Source organism: Neobacillus sp. 19 (assembly GCF_049463095.1).
Classification (GTDB): Bacteria; Bacillota; Bacilli; order Bacillales; family Cytobacillaceae; genus Neobacillus.
The window spans coordinates 1-18,650 of the sequence record NZ_JBMPZU010000078.1 but is presented as its reverse complement, the minus strand read 5'-3'; the positions used below and the strand labels follow the sequence as shown (position 1 = coordinate 18,650).

Sequence of the window (18,650 nt, the reverse complement as noted above, 5' to 3'; positions counted from 1 at the left end):
GAGATGCCATTTTTTCAGTGGGGTGACATTGTAACGGCTTTTGCTTCTTTCATTGCGGTTTATATGGTGATTGTTATTTTGTTTTACACAGTTATTTTGGTTATCTCCATGTTTCAGCTCCGAAAGGAATACCAGCTCGATCGGGTTCAAGTCTACGAAGATTACATGGAGGAGGTCTTTACAAAGCCGGTTTCAATAATTGTTCCGGCTTTTAATGAAGAAGCGGGAATTATTCATAGTGTTCGTTCTCTTTTAAGTGTTAATTATCCTGTATTTGAAGTGATTGTTGTAAATGACGGTTCAACGGATCAAACCTTCAATAAAATGATAGACCATTATGATATGAAAGAAATAAAAAAAGTAGTTCGAAAACAAATTCACACAAAACCAATCAAAAAAATTTATCAATCAGCTATTTTCTCACAGCTCTTTCTTATTGATAAGGAGAATGGTGGAAAGGCAGATGCACTAAATGTAGGGCTTAACTTTTCTCATTATCCTTATTTTTGTTCACTCGATGGAGATTCAGTTTTGGAACAGGATGCTTTTTTAAAGGTAATGAAACCGATTATCGATTCGAATGAGGAAGTGATTGCCTCAGGCGGCAGTGTGCGAATTGCGAATGGCTGTCAAATTCAAAATGGACGTATTTTAAAAGTAGGCTTATCAGATAAACCTTTAGTGGTCATGCAAATTATTGAATATTTACGAGCCTTTTTGATGGGAAGAATTGGCCTAAGCAGACATAACCTCTTGTTGATTATCTCCGGTGCCTTTGGTGTTTTTTCAAAGTATTGGGTAGTTGCTGCAGGAGGGTACCGAACCGATACGGTCGGTGAAGATATGGAATTAGTGGTGAGAATGCACCGCCTATTAAAGGAAGAAGGCCAAAAGAAGAAAATTGTCTATGTCCCTGATCCGGTATGTTGGACTGAGGTCCCGGAAGATATGAAGTTTTTAAGAAGACAGAGAAGACGATGGCATCGAGGGCTATTCGAAAGCCTATGGATTCATAAAAAAATTACTTTTAATCCTAAATACGGTTCAATTGGACTCCTCGCATTTCCCTATTTTTGGATTGTTGAATTTCTTGGCCCGATTATCGAATTATCTGGTTACATATTTATGATTCTCTGTTTATTTCTCGGTGGAATTTATATTGAATTTGCTATTTTATTATTTTTATTATCCTGTTTATATGGATCAATTTTTTCGATGGCCGCTGTGCTTCTAGAAGAATGGAGTTTAACCAAGTATCCAAAGGTTTCAGATATCATTAAGCTTTTCTTATACTCTTTAACAGAAACGATATGGTACAGGCCGATGACTGTTCTTTGGCGATGTGAGGGAGTATGGCAAATGTTAAAAGGGGATACAAGCTGGGGAGAAATGAAGAGAAAAGGTGTATCAGAATGAAGAAACAAACCAACTTAATCATCTATGCTTGTTTATTCATCCTATTTTTGACCAGTCCTTTTTGGTTATGGACGTTTCAGCCTTCCAAAAAATTAAACATGCTAATTGTAGATAAAACGGTGCCTACACAAACCTACCGTGAACATAAAGGGCTGGTATGGGTATTAAACAATGAAAAATACTTTAAAAATGGAACAATCCCTTATTCGGCGAAACAAGATTATAAGGGGTTTGCACCTCAAAAAGGACAGAAATATTCGATTAACCCCTTACCAAAGGATTTAAAACAGTATGATGTCATTTATTTAACCGACCAATATGGTGTATATAAAAAGGATTTTAATAGTAAGAATTCTTCTAGTAAACAGTCAGCTAAAATTTATGGCGGCCTTACATCCCAAGAGGTTAAGCAAATGGAAAAAGCACTTATAGAATCCAAGGGAAAAACGCTGATTGCGGAATTTAATACGTTTGCAAGCCCAACGACAGAGACGGCAAAGGCGGCTATCTCAAATTTACTAAATGTTGAATGGACAGGCTGGATCGGCCGATATTTTTCTGATCTTAACAGTCTTGAGGTACCAGAATGGGTAAAGGAAAAATATCTGGAGCAAAACAAGAAATGGACTTTTAATGGAGAAGGGTTTGTTTTTATAAGCAGAAATAATTACATAGTGGTAATTGGAAAAGAGGATGTGAAGGATGATGGACTTCTATTTCAATTAACAGATAGGGGAAAGAAGCATTTTACACGTGAAATAAAAGGAAAGTACCAGTATTGGTTTGATCTTATCACCCCAAGAGATAAGAATGAAGTTTTGGCATCATATACTCTGCCGGTTTCTGCGGACGCCAAAGAAAAGTTGAAAGGATACGGGATTCCCACACATTTTCCGGCAGTTATTTATCATAAGAATGTGAAATATTCTTCCTATTATTTCTCCGGGGATTATGCTGATGAAGCGGAAGTACCAGAAATTTATCAAACAAAGGGCTTTGATACGTGGAAAAGAACACTAGGTGCAAAGGATTCCTTTTATTGGCAAGCCTATGTACCGCTGATGAAGGATATTTTAAAAAATGGACTGAAGCATGTCAAAACTCAAGAAAAGGTTGAAACAGTTGAAAAAAACGGTATTAAAACAAATAGTAAAACTGGTAATTCTTATATCCAAATTCAAAGGAATGGAAAATGGGAGGACTTTTTAATCAAGGGAGTTAACATGGGGATTGGGAAGCCGGGGTATTTTCCCGGGGAAACAGCAATTACGAAAGAAGAGTATTTCCGCTGGTTCAAGCATATTGGAGCGATGAATGCTAATGCCCTCCGAATTTATACGCTTCACCCGCCGCAGTTTTACGAAGCATTTTATGAATACAATCAAATTGCGAAAAAGCCTTTATATTTGTTTCATGGGACTTGGGTAAATGAAGAAAATTTAATCCGGACACAGGATGCATTTGCCAAAGTGAATGTGGATGATGCAAAGCTGGAAATTAAAAGTATGATTGATATCATCCACGGCAATGCCAATCTTACCAAACGTCCTGGACATGCATCAGGAGTGTATCATTATGATATCTCCAAGTATGTACTTGGGATGATCATTGGAACGGAATGGGATCCGGCGATGGTGAAGAATACGAATGTACAGCATGCAGGAATGCCCCCTTTTAAAGGGGATTATTTTAAAACAAAGGATGGCAGCCCGTTTGAGGTTTGGCTTGCCGGCCTGATGGAATATGCTACAGCCTACGAAGCAAAGCAATATAATTGGCAGCATTCATTGAGCTTTACGAATTGGGTAACAACCGATTTGTTGAACCATCCGGCGGAGCTGCTTGAGACTGAGGATATGGTTTCAATTGATCCTAATCATATACAAGCTGCCAGCTCCTTTCAAGCCGGGCTGTTTGCCTCTTATCATATTTACCCATACTACCCTGACTTTCTGAATTACGAGCAAAATTATCTTGATTATGTCGATGCAAATGGTAAGAAAAACAATTATGCGGGTTACCTCCAGGAGCTCCGAGCGGTCCATAACATGCCTGTGTTGGTTGCCGAATTTGGTGTGCCATCATCAAGGGGGTTAACGCATAGAAATCCGTTTGGGATGAACCAAGGTTTTCATTCAGAAAAAGAACAGGGGCAAATTGATCGTCATTTGTACCATTCGATTGTCTCAGAAGGGTATGCAGGAGGGCTTGTTTTTTCGTGGCAGGATGAATGGTTTAAGCGTACTTGGAATACGATGGATTTAGATAATCCTGATCGCCGTCCCTTTTGGGATAATCAGCAAACAAATGAACAGCATTTTGGACTGCTTAGTTTTGAACCCGGCCAAAAATCATCGGGGATACTGGTGGACGGCACCGCAAATGACTGGGATATGGCAGGTGTAAAAATGGGCTATCGATCTCAAAATAATCAGGATCTTATAAAAGAACTTCGAATCACATCTAACAGTGGATATTTATATTTTTTGCTTACCTATAATCGTCCGGTGGAACTGACAAACCAGGCTGTCTACTTATTGCTGGATACAATTGAGAATCAAGGACAAATGACAATCCCCTTAAATGATCAAACAACCATTCAAACGGATTATGGAATTGATTTTTTCATCAAATTGGCAGGGCAAACGGATTCCAGAATAATGGTTGATAGTTATTATGATTCATTCTATTTCATGTATGCGAAACGCTTACACATGATTCCTGAAGTGCCTCATGCATCGCAAAAGAATAATGGCGTGTTTCATCCCATCCGGCTGGCTCTTAATAAAAAACTAACAGACCCCGTCACCAAAACAGCGATCCCCTTTCAGGATTATGAAACAGGACTATTAAGGTTCGGGAATGCCAATCCAGAAAGTGAAACTTTTGATTCATTAACTGATCTAAGTATGAGCAGCGATAAAAAGGCCATTGAGGGTAGAATTCCGTGGCTCCTGATGAATTTTAAGGATCCCAGCTTAAAGGAAGTAATGGATGATTTGTGGAAAAGTGGGTTATCAACTGGAGTGGAAACGAAAGGAATTCAGCTTGCCGTTGTCATGACAGAAGCCGGTAAGGTTCAACAAACATTTCCAAAAACAGTAAATGGCCGGCTCCAAAAGAAAAATGTTTATTTATTTAACTGGAAAAACTGGGATCATCCAATATTCCATGAACGATTAAAGGAATCATATGAAATCATGGCAGAGACATTCCGGACAACCGATTTGAAGGAATAAAGGAAGTATGATAAAAAACAAACCACCAGCCTGTAAACTGGTGGTTTGTCATTATGAAAGAGAAAAACCAGAGAAATGAGTTCCCTGGTTTAGTATTTAAAAGATTAGATTCAAAACAAAATAACAAATGGCTGCTAGTAATGCAGTGATGGGAAGAGTAATAACCCATGTAATCAGCATGCGTTGGGCCGTACCCCACTTGACTCCTTTAAGACGGTGTGCAGATCCAACACCAAGTATTCCGGAAGAAATAACATGTGTTGTACTTACTGGAAGGTGAATTAAGCTTGCTCCGAAAATAATCCCGGCACCTGTTAAATCTGCCGCAACACCATTGATCGGACGGATCTTCATAATTTTTCCGCCAACCGTTTTAATGATTTTCCATCCGCCCACGGAAGTACCTAACCCCATTGCTAATGCACAGGAAAACTGAACCCAAAATGGCACATCTGCATTATGGGGAAGATATTCACTGGCAATTAAAGCCATGGTGATAATCCCCATTGATTTCTGGGCATCGTTTGTTCCGTGTGAATAAGATTGTAATGCAGCAGTAGCGATCTGGATATAACGGAAATTTCGATTTGTTTTTGCTAAATTGAAATTCTTAAATACCACTTTGAAAATACTGTAAACAATGTATCCAACTACAAACGCTAAAATTGGTGAAAGAATAAGGGCTTCAAGAATTTTTATAAATCCGGCGTAGTTAAGTACACCTAAACCTTTAGAAGCAACTGCTGCTCCGGCGATCGATCCGATAAGGGCATGGGAAGAACTGCTCGGAATCCCGAAATACCAGGTAATTAAATTCCATGCAACCGCCGCAATTAAGGCAGCCAGAATTACAACTGATCCGTTGGTAAGATTAAAGGGATCAACAATATCCTTTGAGATTGTTTTGGCAACCCCTGTAAACGTCATCGCACCGACAAAGTTCATGATAGCAGCTAAAAGAATTGCCTGACGCGGTCTTAATGCTTTTGTTGACACTGATGTTGCGATTGCATTTGCCGTATCATGGAAACCATTAATAAAGTCAAATGCAAGGGCACAAATAACAATTAATATCGTTAGTATTAATAGAATGCTCATATATTTGCTCCTTAGGCATTTTTCATGATAATGGTTTCAAGAGTATTTGCGACAGTTTGGCAATAGTCAGCAATATCCTCTAAATTTTCATATATTTCCTTATATTGAATGATCCGGATTGGATCTTTTTCAACTGTAAATAAATTCTTAATAGATTGGCGTAAAATGTTATCACAATTTGATTCGTAATCCTTAATTTTAATGGCATGTTCTCTTATTTGCTGCAGCTTTTTATTTGATAATAGTTCAATTGCTTTTTCGATTTCATGGACACTTCCTTGAATTGCGGCAACAAACTGCTTCATAAAATCATCCGCTTGGGTAATCGAATACATTTCAAATAATGCCGAAGTAGCTTCCAGGCCATCTAAAACATCATCCATGCTCATTGCAAGGTGCAGGATATCTTCCCGTTCAATCGGTGTGATGAAGGCATCATTTAGTTCTTTTATCACTTCATGAACGTAAGAATCTCCCTGTGTTTCATATTCTTTCATTTTCTCTGAAAAAATTTTCAAGTCACTAATGTTTTTTAATTTGTATTCAGTAAAGAAATCTGTTCCTTCATTTAAATTTCCGGAAATTTTACTTAAAAGTGCCGAGAATTTATCCACTTTTTTAAATGCCATTGATTTTACCCCCATTTTTTTCATCCAAAGTTGTGAATCAACTCAATAATTTTATATGAAAAATGTCGAAAAAAGATATAAATCTTAACGAAATTTACAAAAACTTAACATTAGAATTTTCAGAAAACTATTTTTCGTTCCAATTACTGTTTTACTTTGGCCTAGAATAAAGAATTTATGTAAACTTAAAGCTTTTTTTGATATTTTATGCCCGAAAAGGAGTATTAAAAAAAAATAAGGGTACTTTATAGATACAGGCAGCAAGAAAATGCACTTTCCACTACTGCCTGAGGAAATGCTAATGAATGAATGATGAATACTAAAAAGGAGTGTTCTAAAATGAGCTTCATTTGGGCATTAATTGTAGGTGGAATTATAGGCTGGTTAGCAGGTCTTATTGTTGGAAGGAATATACCTGGTGGCATTATTGGTAATATCATTGCTGGTTTTGTTGGCGCATGGCTCGGTACAGCTGTTTTAGGTAATTGGGGGCCGCATGTGGCCGATTTTGCTATTATACCAGCAATCATTGGTGCAGCCGTATTGGTTCTTCTGCTAAGCTTCATCATGCGAGCCTTTAGAAAAGCAGACTAAATCGTGTAAATAAAATCTTGGATGTAAAAAGCCTCCGTTTCGGGAGGCTTTTCCAATGGTCAGAAGTTATATTGAATTAACGTCAATTTTGTTAAAAACACCTAATAGATCGTTAAAAGGCGCATGACATACAATACTTTCTTTCGTCATGGGATGAATAAATTCCAGTTTGGCGGCATGCAGGGCCTGTCTATTGACCACTGGCTGTCCGCCATATAATGTATCTCCAATGATTGGATGCCCGAAATGGCTTAAATGGACCCTAATTTGATGAGTTCTTCCCGTTTCAAGCCAGCATTTTACATATGAGAGCTCCTTCTTTTTATCTTCCATTATCACCTGATAATGGGTTAAGGCATCTTGGCCGGTTGGTGAAACTCTTCTTTTTGTTGCATGGTGCCGGTCCCGGCCAATTGGCTGATGGATTGTTCCTTTTTTTCGCTTGAAACATCCATGGACTGCGGCAATATAGGTCCGTTTGATTTCGCGTCTCTCAAGCATCTTGTCTAAAATAGCTCCTGCCAACGCATGCTTTGTAAATAAAATCGCCCCAGATGTATCCCGGTCTAAGCGGTGAATGTGACGTATATTTCGATATTCTCCTTTGGATTGTAAATAAAAAGCTGCAGCATTAAGTAGTGTATTGCTCTCAGTCAAAGGGTCATTTGGATGCGTGTTCATAAATGGCGGTTTATTAATCACTATAACGTGATCATCTTCAAACAGGATGTCAATGTCATGGAAATTTGGGGTAACCGGGAGTGTTTCTTCTTCAAATAGCTTAACTTGCAGCTGAACCCCAGCTGTGAGGGGCAAATTCCAATTAACACGACTGCTTTCTGCCAGAACCTTGTCCTCCATCCGGAATTGATGAATCATCTTTTTAGGGGCTTCCCAAACAGAACGAAATATCTCATCAATCGATTTTCCTTCCCACTCTATAGGGACAATTATGTGAAACCATTCACCTTTACGTACTGTTTTTAACATAATTACTCCTTCTGTCATCCACTAATTACCACCGTAAATTTCCCGGTAGTTATGGTATTCTTATGATATAAAATTCGTCAGAAAAAAGCGATGGCAAAGGTGGGTTTTTAAGTGAAAATAGTGTTTGCCTCGACACCAAGTCAGGAACAAGAAATTAATGGACTGGTGAGGTATATTTATTCTAATATTTTTCCGGTCTATTTTAACGATGAGGATATCTGTGAATTTGAACAGTTAAAGGTGTTGCGATCTTCTGAGGATTATAGCACATTAAAAGATGCATTTCAGGTGATGACCTGTATGCAAACATTAATATCGATTCTTGAGTCTGCACAACTGGATGATCAGTACGAAGCAGTATTTAACAAAAATGCTGCCACACTGAAGGAATTTGGGGTGTTTTTTCCGTTTCAATTTGAACAATTTGCAGAGGCAAAAAGGTTGAAAAACACAATTCTCAGTGTATACACAAAGGCAGATAATGAACTGATAATATAGGAAAAAAGGAAAGCCTGTTTTTTTTCAGGCTTTTTTCTATTTTTTACTCTTAAAGGATGGAAATATATTGTATGATAGAATGTGATTGTATTCACTTACATTCTGCAGAAATTGTCGGCTTTTTTCGCGTGATTTTAGCAGGAGTAACTATTTAGAACTTAGAAACAATACATAGTAGACAGAAATTGGAGGGGACACCTTATGGATTGGAAGTTAATTGCAAAAAGTTGGATTGATTTCGATGGACTGGATTTGGAATTAAAAGAACAATTATCGGAATTAATGAGGGATGAGAAGCACCTAGAAGAGTCCTTTTACAAAAATTTAGAGTTTGGTACAGGCGGAATGCGTGGAGAAATTGGTGTTGGAACAAACAGAATGAATATCTACACCGTTCGTAAAGCTTCGGCAGGTCTGGCTGCTTACATAGAACAATATGGCAAGGAAGCGAAAGATCGTGGTGTTGTCATTGCCTATGATTCACGTCATAAATCTCCCGAATTCGCATTGGAGGCTGCTAAAACTCTTGCGACGAAGGGGATTCAAACATATGTCTTTGATGAACTTAGACCAACACCGGAACTCTCTTTTGCCTTAAGGCACCTAAACGCCTTTTCCGGAATTGTCGTGACCGCAAGTCATAATCCGCCGGAATATAACGGGTATAAGGTATATGGTTCAGATGGCGGTCAACTTCCACCTGAGGCTGCGGATTTGGTTATTTCAAAAGTAAACGAAATTGAAAATGAATTATTAATTGAGGTCGACAGTGAAGAACATTTAAGGGAATTAGGGTTAATTAAAACCATTGGATCAGAAATTGACCAAGTTTATATTGAAAATCTAAAAACTATTTCAGTAAATCCCGGTCTTGCGGCTAAAACGGATATTAACATTGTTTTTACACCGCTGCATGGAACGGCCAATAAACCCGTTCGGGCGGCACTTGCTGCATTAGGGTACCAAAATGTAACGGTGGTAAAGGAACAGGAACAGCCGGATCCGGAATTTTCTACTGTGAAGAGTCCAAATCCGGAAGAGCATGCTGCCTTTGAACTAGCCATACGCGATGGTAAAAAAGTGGGAGCTGACATTTTAATTGCAACAGACCCAGATGCCGATCGCTTAGGAATTGCTGTTTTAAATCATGAAGGTGAATATGTTGTTCTTACAGGCAACCAAACTGGTGCTTTATTACTTGATTATCTCCTATCTCAGAAAAAGGAGAAAGGCATACTGCCGCAAAATGGAGTTGTATTAAAAACAATCGTAACATCTGAATTAGGGCGGAAAATTGCTTCAGCTTTCCAATTAGAAACGATTGATGTATTAACCGGATTTAAGTTTATTGCTGAAAAAATTAAGCAATATGAAGAATCAGGTGAGCGGACTTTCCTATTTGGTTATGAAGAGTCCTACGGTTATTTAATTGGCGACTTTGCCCGTGATAAAGATGCAGTGCAAGCGGCTTTATTAGCGGCAGAAGTCTGCGCATATTATAAAAAACAGGGCATGACCCTTTATGATGGAATGCTGCAAGTATTTGAAAAGTATGGTTTTTACCAAGAAGGTCTTCGTTCCTTAACATTAAAAGGCAAAGAAGGAGCGGAAATGATTCAGCTTCTTTTGGCCTCTTTTAGAAATGAGCCGTTGGTAAAGCTTGGGGAAGTAAAAACGACTGCAACAGAAGATTATTTAACAAGAATTCGGGTAACACAAAACTGGGAAGAAAAAATTGAGTTACCAAAATCAAATGTCTTAAAATATATTTTTGAAGATGGCTCATGGGTTTGTTTAAGACCATCGGGAACGGAACCAAAAGTAAAATTCTACTTTGGGGTTAATAGTGAAAGTCTTGCAAAAAGTAAAGAGAAGCTTGTATCTATTGAAAAGGCCTTTATGGGGCTCGTTGATCAGAAAGTGAAAATGGTTCAGGAAAAATAGCCTTGAAAACATATTAGTATGTCATCACGAAGGAGCGGAAGAATATGTTAAATGAACAAACTGCTATAGTCACGGGCGCATCTCGTGGTATTGGGAGAGAAATCGCCATTAAACTGGCTGAACAAGGAATGAAAGTAACAATCGTAGGCAGTTCATCACAAGTATCAGAAACGGCAGATGAATTAAAGAAGATGGGATACGCTAATATTCTCCCTGTTCAAGCAGACGTTTCGAAAGAAGAGGACATGCAGGAAGTCGTTAAGAAAACGATTGAAGCATACGGTAAAGTCGATGTTCTTGTAAATAATGCAGGTGTCGGTTTCTTTAAATTAACAGAAGACGTCACGGTAGAAGAGTGGAGAAAGGTATTTGAGGTGAATGTCCAAGGGGTGTTCTTGGCTACGAAGGCCGTCCTTCCACATATGAAGGAGCGGAAGACAGGAACGATTATTACCATTTCCTCCGATGTTGCCCGTTATACGATTCCGAATGGTGCTGCGTATACCGCCACTAAATATGCGGTTCAAGGTTTTTCCGGCTCAGTCGCCCAGGAGGTACGTGAATATGGAATTCGCGTCGGCACGATCAATCCTGGCATGGTCGATACGTATTTTGCAGAATCAACTCAAGGCTTACCGGAGAAAAAGGATTGGCTGAAGGTCGAGGACATCGCAAATGCAGTTGTATATATGGCATCGGCACCAAAGCATATGCTGATCGATGAAATCGTCTTACATCCCTTCGTACAACAATATCCTATTGCATAAGAAAAACGGCTTCCAATCTGGAAGCCGTTTTTTGGTGGAATTCTTTGGCCCGGTTGGTAAAATATTCCTCAACAAAATCGGTATCTGCTTGTATTTTCAGGAAAGACTATACATCGGTATCCCATTTTCATCAGGTTCAACAGTTTCGTTAGCATGGTCGATGTAACGAAGAAGATTATATAGTTTCGCTTCAAGTACTGTGTAGTCCTTTTCAAAATTGTAGGCATGCAGGAATTGTTCAATCTTTTTAGATAAAAATTGGTCTTTCGTTCTTACCATTAAGATCAGTAAGTTATCCCATTCCGACCGGTGCGTATAGTATAACGCCCTGTCATAATCCAATTTATTCATTTGTTTTCTCTCCTCCTTATTTAGGAGTTGTGATTATTGTATGACATTCTGAAGATAACTTTCACAGAAAATGTTGGGCACCTTGCTACTACGCTGTTTTCAACATTTACCTGTATAAAAAGTGGTGGTAGGATGGCTAAATATTGTTGGGTGCTTTTGATTTTAATTCTTTTATTTGAAACAACTGCGGAAGCAAACATAGTAAAAACGGATAAACCCTATTCACAGGTGCAGCTTGAACATGACCTAAAAATAATTCAGCGAAAATATAATGACCAAATTGAATTGAAATCGATTGGAACCACGCACTTTGGAAAACCGATATGGGCTGTAAAACTGGGAAGAGGGGAACAGAATATTGTCTTGATTGGGTCACACCATGGACGTGAATGGCTGACCAGCATACTTTTAATGAAGATGCTTGAGACTTATGCCGAGGCCTATCAACAGGAGAAAATGTTCGGATCTAAAAATACCTCTATCCTTAATGATGTGTCAATTTGGTTTGTGCCGATGTTAAATCCTGACGGAGTCGCCATCCAACAAAATAACCTTACATATTTTCCTGTCAATCATCAAAAACGACTTTTGAGCATGAATGAAGGATTGGCCAATTTTGAAAGGTGGAAGGCAAATGGGCTTGGTATAGACTTAAACAGGCAATACCCAGCCGGCTGGGAGGGGCTTAATCAGGAACCAAGCGAACCTTATTATCAATTTTTTAAAGGAAAAAAACCCCTGGAAGCTAAAGAGGTAATTGCTTTAACACAATTTATTAAAGAAATTAACCCCTCTATTGCTGTCGCTTATCATACAGCTGGAAGAGAGATTTTTTGGAATTATAAAAATGGCAAACATCTGAGCCGTGATTATAAAGTTGCTAAAAAGATTGCAAAATTAACCGGATATAGATTAGCGAAACCTGATCCGGATGCAGTAGGTGGAGGATTTACCGATTGGTTTATCACGACATATCGCAGACCGGCGATGACGATTGAATTGAGCTATCTTGTTGGCGAAACAAGCCCGCCATTGATCATTTTTAAAAAGGAATGGATCCGAAATCAATATGTTGGGCTTAAGCTGGCAGAAGAGGCCAAGAAATTGGCTGAATAAGTTGATAATGCAGCATCCCAAGGGGAAGATAATCGTATCACCGAAGGATTGGTTACTGTTTTTTTGCTTCTTCCTCATCATTCCCGCGTTTCCTTCATACATTGTGGTAAGAGGAAAAGGGGGAGTGGTGAATGAATGTAGAAGGGCGCAAGCAGCTTGAATATGCCATTAACGAAATTACTGAGATCGCAAGCGGCTTTGGTTTGGATTTTTATCCGATGCGATACGAAATCTGTCCTGCTGAAATAATTTATACCTTTGGTGCATATGGAATGCCAACACGATTTTCCCATTGGAGCTTCGGAAAGCAGTTTCATAAGATGAAATTGCACTATGATCTGGGACTTAGTAAAATATATGAACTTGTCATTAACTCAAATCCATGTTACGCTTTCTTGCTCGATTCCAATACCCTTATTCAAAATAAACTAATCGTTGCTCATGTCCTGGCCCATTGTGATTTCTTTAAAAACAATGTCCGCTTTCAAAATACAAAGCGGGATATGGTTGAAAGTATGGCAGCGACTGCAGATCGGATACACCAATATGAAATCCAATATGGGAAAAGGGAAGTAGAAACTTTCCTAGATGCTGTGTTAGCTATTGATGAACATATTGACCCATCGCTTATGAGGCCGAAGCTTTCTTGGTCCATCGGTGATGATGAAGAGGATGAAAATGAAGAACATCATGTGATAACGCCATATGATGACCTTTGGAAACTGGACGAAAAAGACAAAAAGAAAAGCGATCAGCCGAGGAAGAAGAAATTTCCGCCAAGGCCTGAAAAGGACTTATTACTATTTATCGAAACTTACAGCAGGGAACTGGAGGATTGGCAACGGGATATTTTAACCATGATGCGCGAAGAAATGCTTTATTTTTGGCCACAGCTGGAAACAAAGATTATGAATGAAGGCTGGGCATCCTATTGGCATCAACGCATTTTACGGGAAATGGATTTGACAAGCGGTGAATCAATCGAATTTGCTAAATTGAATGCCGGGGTCGTGCAGCCATCGAAAACAGGTATTAACCCATATTATCTTGGCATAAAAATCTTTGAAGATATTGAAGAACGATATAACAACCCAACCGATGAAATGAAGCGCCGAGGCGTCGAGCCAGGTTCCGGCAGGGAGAAAATGTTTGAAGTACGGGAAGTCGAATCGGATATCTCCTTTCTTCGAAATTACTTAAATAAGGATCTTGTCATGAGAGAAGATATGTATCTTTTTCAAAAACAGGGACGGGATTATAAAATTGTAGATAAAGAATGGGAGCATATCCGTGATCAGCTTGTTAATATGCGGGTAAACGGCGGATTCCCGTATATCACAGTCAATGACGGAGACTATTTAAAAAATGGAGAACTCTACTTAAAACACTGGTATGAGGGTGTTGAGCTGGATGTTAAATATCTTGAAAAAGTTCTACCCTATATTCAACAGTTGTGGGGCAGACCGGTTCATATTGAAACGATGATCGAAGAAAGAAAAATGCTGTTTTCATATGACGGAAAGGGCCTTCATAGAAAGTATTTATAAAGAAAACTCGCAGATTGGCGAGCCCGTCAGGACGAAGACAGAGGCGTAGTTGCACTTATACCGGATGGGAAAGTAATATTTTCCAACGGCTAAAAAAGAGGATGTTTCCTTTTGGAAACATCCTCTTTAAGCTGTTGATTAAAGGGCAGCAAGTTCTTTTTCTAAAGCGTTTTCTACTGATACATACTCATAACCAAGATCTTTTGCAACCGCTTCGTAAGTGATTTCCCCATTAGCAACGTTCACGCCAAGTTTTAAAGCAGCATTTTCAGAAATAGCTTTAAACACGCCTTTATTGGCAATTTGTAATGCATATGGAACAGTAACATTTGTCAGTGCCATTGTTGAAGTTCTTGGAACTGCACCTGGCATGTTTGCTACTGAATAATGTACAACACCATGTTTTACAAATGTAGGGTTGTCATGTGTAGTAACGTGGTCAGAAGTTTCAACCACTCCACCTTGGTCAATCGCAACATCGACAATAACAGAACCAGGCTTCATTGATTTAACCATTTCCTCTGAAACAAGCTTAGGAGCCTTTGCACCAGGGATTAATACAGCACCGATTAAAAGGTCTGCTTCTGCTGTTGCTTCTGCAATGTTGAATGGGTTAGACATTAATGTTTTGATTTGATTTCCAAAAATATCATCAAGTTGGCGCAAACGGTCAGCACTTAGATCAATGATTGTCACATCAGCACCTAAACCAACTGCCATTTTAGCAGCATTTGTACCAACAATTCCACCACCGATAATGGTAACCTTGCCGCGGTTTACTCCTGGTACACCAGCAAGCAGAATTCCTTGACCGCCATTATTCTTTTGTAAGAATTGTGCGCCAATTTGCGCAGCCATCCGGCCAGCCACTTCACTCATTGGCGTAAGAAGTGGGAGAGTTCTGTTTACCGCAACTGTTTCATAAGCAATTGCAATAACACCTTTCTCTTTCAGCGCTTGTGCCAGCTCAGGCTCAGCTGCAAGGTGTAAATAGGTAAATAAAATTAATCCTGGACGGAAGTATTGATACTCACTTGAAAGTGGTTCTTTAACCTTCATAATCATTTCTGCTTTAGACCACACAAGGTTAGCGCTTTCAAGAATCTCCGCGCCAGCTTTTGAATAATCTTCATTAGTGAAACCGCTTCCAATACCGGCCTCTGTTTCAACTAAAACTGTATGACCCGCTTTTACTAATGAAACGACTCCAGCTGGAGTAAGTGCTACACGATTTTCATTGTTTTTAATTTCTTTAGGTACACCAATAAACATATCCCTAATTCCTCCCCAAACCTTTGTAATGTTTTGCTATGGCTAAAGTATAAAATGCCTGCCACAGAATTTCTTTGTTAAGAACGGAGAAATTTTTTTATAGTTTTTGGGGATTTTCACAAAATGTTCAAATCCCCTGATATTTTTCCAGCTTTAAATCAAGATATAACATCATTTTTTGATTCGGATCTTTAAAATTAACATCCCCAATTTCTGAAATCCGCTTTAACCGGTAATTTAATGTGTTGGCATGAACATTTAATTCTTTAGCAGCGTCATTAATATTGTTATCCAGATTTAAAAATACCTCTAAGGTTTCAACTAGATTACTATTATGCTTTTGGTCATAAGAATGGAGTTTCTTTAACGAGAAATTTTCATATTCTTCCTTTTGTCGTTTCTCAAGAATAATCTCAAACAGTTGGTAGATCCCTAGTTTTTGGTAATTGGAAATCTCTTTTGTTTCTAATGGGAATTTCTCTTTAATCGACAATACCGCCAATGTTTCTTTATATGCTTTATCAATTATTTGATAATCCTTATAAATACTGCTATATACGGGAATGATATCGGTTATTCCGTACCGCTCATTCATTTTACTAACAAATGTCTGCGCAAAATGGTCAAGGTCTTGAAAGGTGTCATCTGTATTGGCCGCAGATATTAATAGAATCAGTTGATTGCAGTCAATTGTATAAAGCATTATTTTCAGACGTTGGCTTGTTTTTAACAAATAGGATATGGACTGCTCCTCTTTACTGGTGATATTTTGCTGAAATTGAAATACTGCTACTGCAAAAGAGGAGGCCGGCGGGATCTGCAATGATTGAAAGTTGTCGATTATTTCCTTTTCATCCTTCATGTGTCCCGTTAAAAGTTTCCAGAAGAATTCTTGTGAGTGTTCTTCCTTCTTATTTTTCCTCGTTTGCAGCTGCAACAATTTATTTTTAACAGCATCTGCCGCTTTTTTTAGTAAATCAAAATCTTCATCCGTCAATCTTTTATCAATTTCGATTGCCCAAATAAATCCCAGTACCTCATCCTGTTTCCAAATGGAAATCGCCACTCGATGGTTTAGACCAATATCGTTCATATTTTTCACGCGAATCGGTTCCCGTGCCTTTAAAAGTGCTGGAATGGTTCCTTCTTTCCATAATTGATTGATGACCTTTTCCGGCACCCTTCGTCCGATAATTGTCGAAATTCTCGCTGGATCGGTACGTTCATCATGTGTACTGTAAGCAAGAAGACGGTGGTTGGCATCCTCAATCGTAATCGGGCATTTTAATACCTGACTAATGAGATCTGCGAATTCATCTAAACTTTCAAAAGCTGTTTTAAAGGGGTCTGGTTGTTTAGCATTCAAAATGATAACCTCCACAATCTATATAAAACTATTTTAGTTTATTTTTGAGAAAAATTAAATTTATAAGGTTTGTCTTTGTTTAATTTTACAAAAAAAAAATAATAATTTCTCGTTTTTTAACAAAAAAAGATTGTTCACAATAATGTTAAAATAATTTCATGTAAAGTTCAAAAAAGGAATAAGTTGAACTATTCTAATTTGAAAGCGCTCACAACAAGAGGAGGAAGGTGAAAAATACTTTTAAGTGTTGTATTATTGAAAGTATTATTTTTATCCTAAGAAAGCTTTAATAATATTTTCCCTTATTTTATAGGAGAAAATAGTGGTTACGAACAAATGTCTGGATGGGAAATGAACTTATTAATCAAAGGGGGAGATTAATATATGGGTAACAACACTAAAGGGGAAACACTTCATCGTGGTTTAGAAGAAAGACATATTGCTTTAATGTCATTAGGGGCTTGCATTGGGGTTGGATTATTTCTTGGTTCTGCAACTACCATTAAGATGGCCGGTCCTGGTATCTTAGTGGGATATGCAGTTGCAGGTCTAATCATGTTTTTTATTATGAGAGCTCTTGGGGAGATGGCTATTCAAAAACCCGTAGCTGGTTCTTTTAGTGCATATGCTCGTGATTATTTAGGTCCGCTTGCAGGATTTATTACGGGATGGAATTATTGGTTTTTATGGATTGTCACATGTATGGCTGAAATTACTGCGATTGGAATCTATATGGAATATTGGTTTCCAACCGTTCCACGTTGGATTTGGGCACTTGCAGCATTAGTCATTATGGCAACAATCAATTTCCTTGCAGTAAAAGCATATGGCGAATTAGAATTTTGGTTTGCCCTCATTAAAATCGTTACGATTCTAGCTATGATTGCTGTTGGAGCGGCGATGATCTTCTTTGGTTTTGGTAATGGCGGTATTGCAACTGGGATTTCTAACTTATGGGAACATGGCGGGATCTTCCCTAACGGAATGAAAGGTGTATTATTATCCCTACAAATGGTTATGTTTGCCTATCTTGGGCTTGAAATGATTGGAGTTACAGCGGGTGAGGTCAAAAACCCGGAAAAATCTCTTTCACGAGCGATTGATACCGTTTTTTGGCGTATTCTTATCTTTTATGTTGGGGCATTATTTGTCATTATGTCCATCTACCCTTGGGAAGAAATTGGTACAAAGGGAAGCCCGTTTGTTTTAACATTCGAACAAATTGGGATTAAGGGTGCTGCTGGAATTATTAACTTTGTTGTTTTAACTGCAGCACTATCTTCATGTAATAGCGGCATTTTTAGTACGGCACGTATGTTATTTAACTTAGCAGGGCATGGAGAGGCACCACGAGAATTTGGAAAAGTAACAAAAAGTGGTGTTCCTGGAAAAGCTGTTTTAGCTTCTTCAGTCGTTCTATTAGTCGGCGTTGTATTAAATTACATTGTTCCTGAAAAGGTATTTACATGGTTATCAAGTATTGCAACCTTTGGTGCAATTTGGACTTGGGGAGTTATCCTTTTATCTCAGATTAAATATCGAAAGGGCTTAAATTCTTCTGAGGTTAAGGTATTGAAATATAAGCTTCCGCTATATCCTTTTTCATCTTACTTAGCACTTGCATTTTTAGCATTTGTTATTGGTATCATGGGTTATAGTCCTGATACCAGAATTGCCGTTATTATTGGTCCAATCTTCTTGCTTTTATTAGTTGCAGTATATTATCTGAAAGGATTTCATAAGCGAGAAGCAGAACAGCCTAACAAAATTAAACAAGTCGGCTAACGTAAGAGGGACCCAGCGATGGGTCTCTTTTTACATGT

The 18,650-nt window shown here is 38.4% G+C and carries 15 protein-coding genes; 9 read left to right on the top strand and 6 right to left on the bottom strand.

Features of this window, described 5'->3' with window-relative positions; genetic code table 11:
- Positions 1 to 3 precede the first annotated feature (3 nt).
- Positions 4 to 1,416 carry a glycosyltransferase family 2 protein gene (locus ACO1D1_RS23395; RefSeq protein ID WP_149869155.1) on the top strand — a complete coding sequence of 471 codons (1,413 nt, stop codon included), beginning with the start codon at positions 4 to 6 and terminating at the stop codon, positions 1,414 to 1,416.
- A complete protein-coding gene (locus tag ACO1D1_RS23390) occupies positions 1,413 to 4,655 on the top strand; it encodes a hypothetical protein (protein ID WP_423337326.1) in 3,243 nt (1,080 codons plus the stop codon). The genes ACO1D1_RS23395 and ACO1D1_RS23390 overlap by 4 nt, the downstream gene beginning before the upstream one ends.
- A 96-nt stretch (positions 4,656 to 4,751) precedes the next feature.
- On the opposite strand, the gene ACO1D1_RS23385 is transcribed toward ACO1D1_RS23390, so the two are convergent.
- On the bottom strand, positions 4,752 to 5,753 hold the full coding sequence (locus tag ACO1D1_RS23385) for an inorganic phosphate transporter (RefSeq protein ID WP_149869157.1): 1,002 nt from the start codon (positions 5,751 to 5,753) through the stop codon (positions 4,752 to 4,754).
- 11 nt (positions 5,754 to 5,764) lie between these two features.
- Positions 5,765 to 6,382: a DUF47 domain-containing protein gene (locus tag ACO1D1_RS23380; RefSeq protein ID WP_149869158.1), complete on the bottom strand. Its 618-nt coding sequence runs from the start codon at positions 6,380 to 6,382 to the stop codon at positions 5,765 to 5,767.
- 339 nt (positions 6,383 to 6,721) lie between these two features.
- Here ACO1D1_RS23380 and ACO1D1_RS23375 point away from each other — a divergent pair, with 339 nt between their 5' ends.
- Positions 6,722 to 6,976, top strand: a complete 255-nt coding sequence (locus ACO1D1_RS23375; protein WP_149869159.1) for a GlsB/YeaQ/YmgE family stress response membrane protein — start codon at positions 6,722 to 6,724, stop codon at positions 6,974 to 6,976.
- Between the two features lie 66 nt (positions 6,977 to 7,042).
- On the opposite strand, the gene ACO1D1_RS23370 is transcribed toward ACO1D1_RS23375, so the two are convergent.
- A complete protein-coding gene (locus ACO1D1_RS23370) occupies positions 7,043 to 7,966 on the bottom strand; it encodes an RluA family pseudouridine synthase (RefSeq protein ID WP_223820915.1) in 924 nt (307 codons plus the stop codon).
- Positions 7,967 to 8,077: 111 nt separating this feature from the next.
- On the opposite strand from ACO1D1_RS23370, the gene ACO1D1_RS23365 reads away from it, so the two are divergent.
- From ACO1D1_RS23365 to ACO1D1_RS23355, 3 genes are all read left to right on the top strand, one after another.
- Positions 8,078 to 8,464, top strand: a complete 387-nt coding sequence (locus ACO1D1_RS23365; protein ID WP_149869161.1) for a YhcU family protein — start codon at positions 8,078 to 8,080, stop codon at positions 8,462 to 8,464.
- A gap of 201 nt (positions 8,465 to 8,665) precedes the next feature.
- Positions 8,666 to 10,408, top strand: coding sequence for a phospho-sugar mutase (locus ACO1D1_RS23360; protein WP_423337325.1), 1,743 nt, complete (start codon positions 8,666 to 8,668; stop codon positions 10,406 to 10,408).
- A gap of 44 nt (positions 10,409 to 10,452) precedes the next feature.
- Positions 10,453 to 11,175, top strand: a complete 723-nt coding sequence (locus tag ACO1D1_RS23355; protein WP_149869163.1) for an SDR family oxidoreductase — start codon at positions 10,453 to 10,455, stop codon at positions 11,173 to 11,175.
- Positions 11,176 to 11,271: 96 nt separating this feature from the next.
- On the opposite strand, the gene ACO1D1_RS23350 is transcribed toward ACO1D1_RS23355, so the two are convergent.
- Entirely contained in the window at positions 11,272 to 11,526 is a 255-nt protein-coding gene (locus ACO1D1_RS23350; protein ID WP_149869164.1) for a YhdB family protein, read from the bottom strand.
- A gap of 132 nt (positions 11,527 to 11,658) precedes the next feature.
- Between ACO1D1_RS23350 and ACO1D1_RS23345 the strand changes: the two genes are divergently transcribed.
- Together ACO1D1_RS23345 and ACO1D1_RS23340 are read left to right on the top strand one after the other, a co-directional pair.
- On the top strand, positions 11,659 to 12,642 hold the full coding sequence (locus ACO1D1_RS23345) for a M14 family zinc carboxypeptidase (RefSeq protein WP_149869165.1): 984 nt from the start codon (positions 11,659 to 11,661) through the stop codon (positions 12,640 to 12,642).
- Positions 12,643 to 12,773: 131 nt separating this feature from the next.
- Positions 12,774 to 14,189 (top strand): SpoVR family protein, encoded by a 1,416-nt coding sequence (locus ACO1D1_RS23340; RefSeq protein ID WP_149869166.1) that lies wholly within the window; start codon positions 12,774 to 12,776, stop codon positions 14,187 to 14,189.
- Positions 14,190 to 14,327: 138 nt separating this feature from the next.
- On the opposite strand, the gene ald is transcribed toward ACO1D1_RS23340, so the two are convergent.
- Both ald and ACO1D1_RS23330 read right to left on the bottom strand, forming a co-directional pair.
- Complete coding sequence (gene ald / locus ACO1D1_RS23335; protein WP_149869167.1) at positions 14,328 to 15,461, bottom strand: alanine dehydrogenase; 1,134 nt, start codon at positions 15,459 to 15,461, stop codon at positions 14,328 to 14,330.
- 127 nt (positions 15,462 to 15,588) lie between these two features.
- Positions 15,589 to 16,827, bottom strand: a complete 1,239-nt coding sequence (locus ACO1D1_RS23330; RefSeq protein ID WP_149869168.1) for a PucR family transcriptional regulator — start codon at positions 16,825 to 16,827, stop codon at positions 15,589 to 15,591.
- Positions 16,828 to 17,211: 384 nt separating this feature from the next.
- On the opposite strand from ACO1D1_RS23330, the gene ACO1D1_RS23325 reads away from it, so the two are divergent.
- A complete protein-coding gene (locus ACO1D1_RS23325; RefSeq protein ID WP_149869169.1) occupies positions 17,212 to 18,612 on the top strand; it encodes an amino acid permease in 1,401 nt (466 codons plus the stop codon).
- Positions 18,613 to 18,650 lie beyond the last annotated feature (38 nt).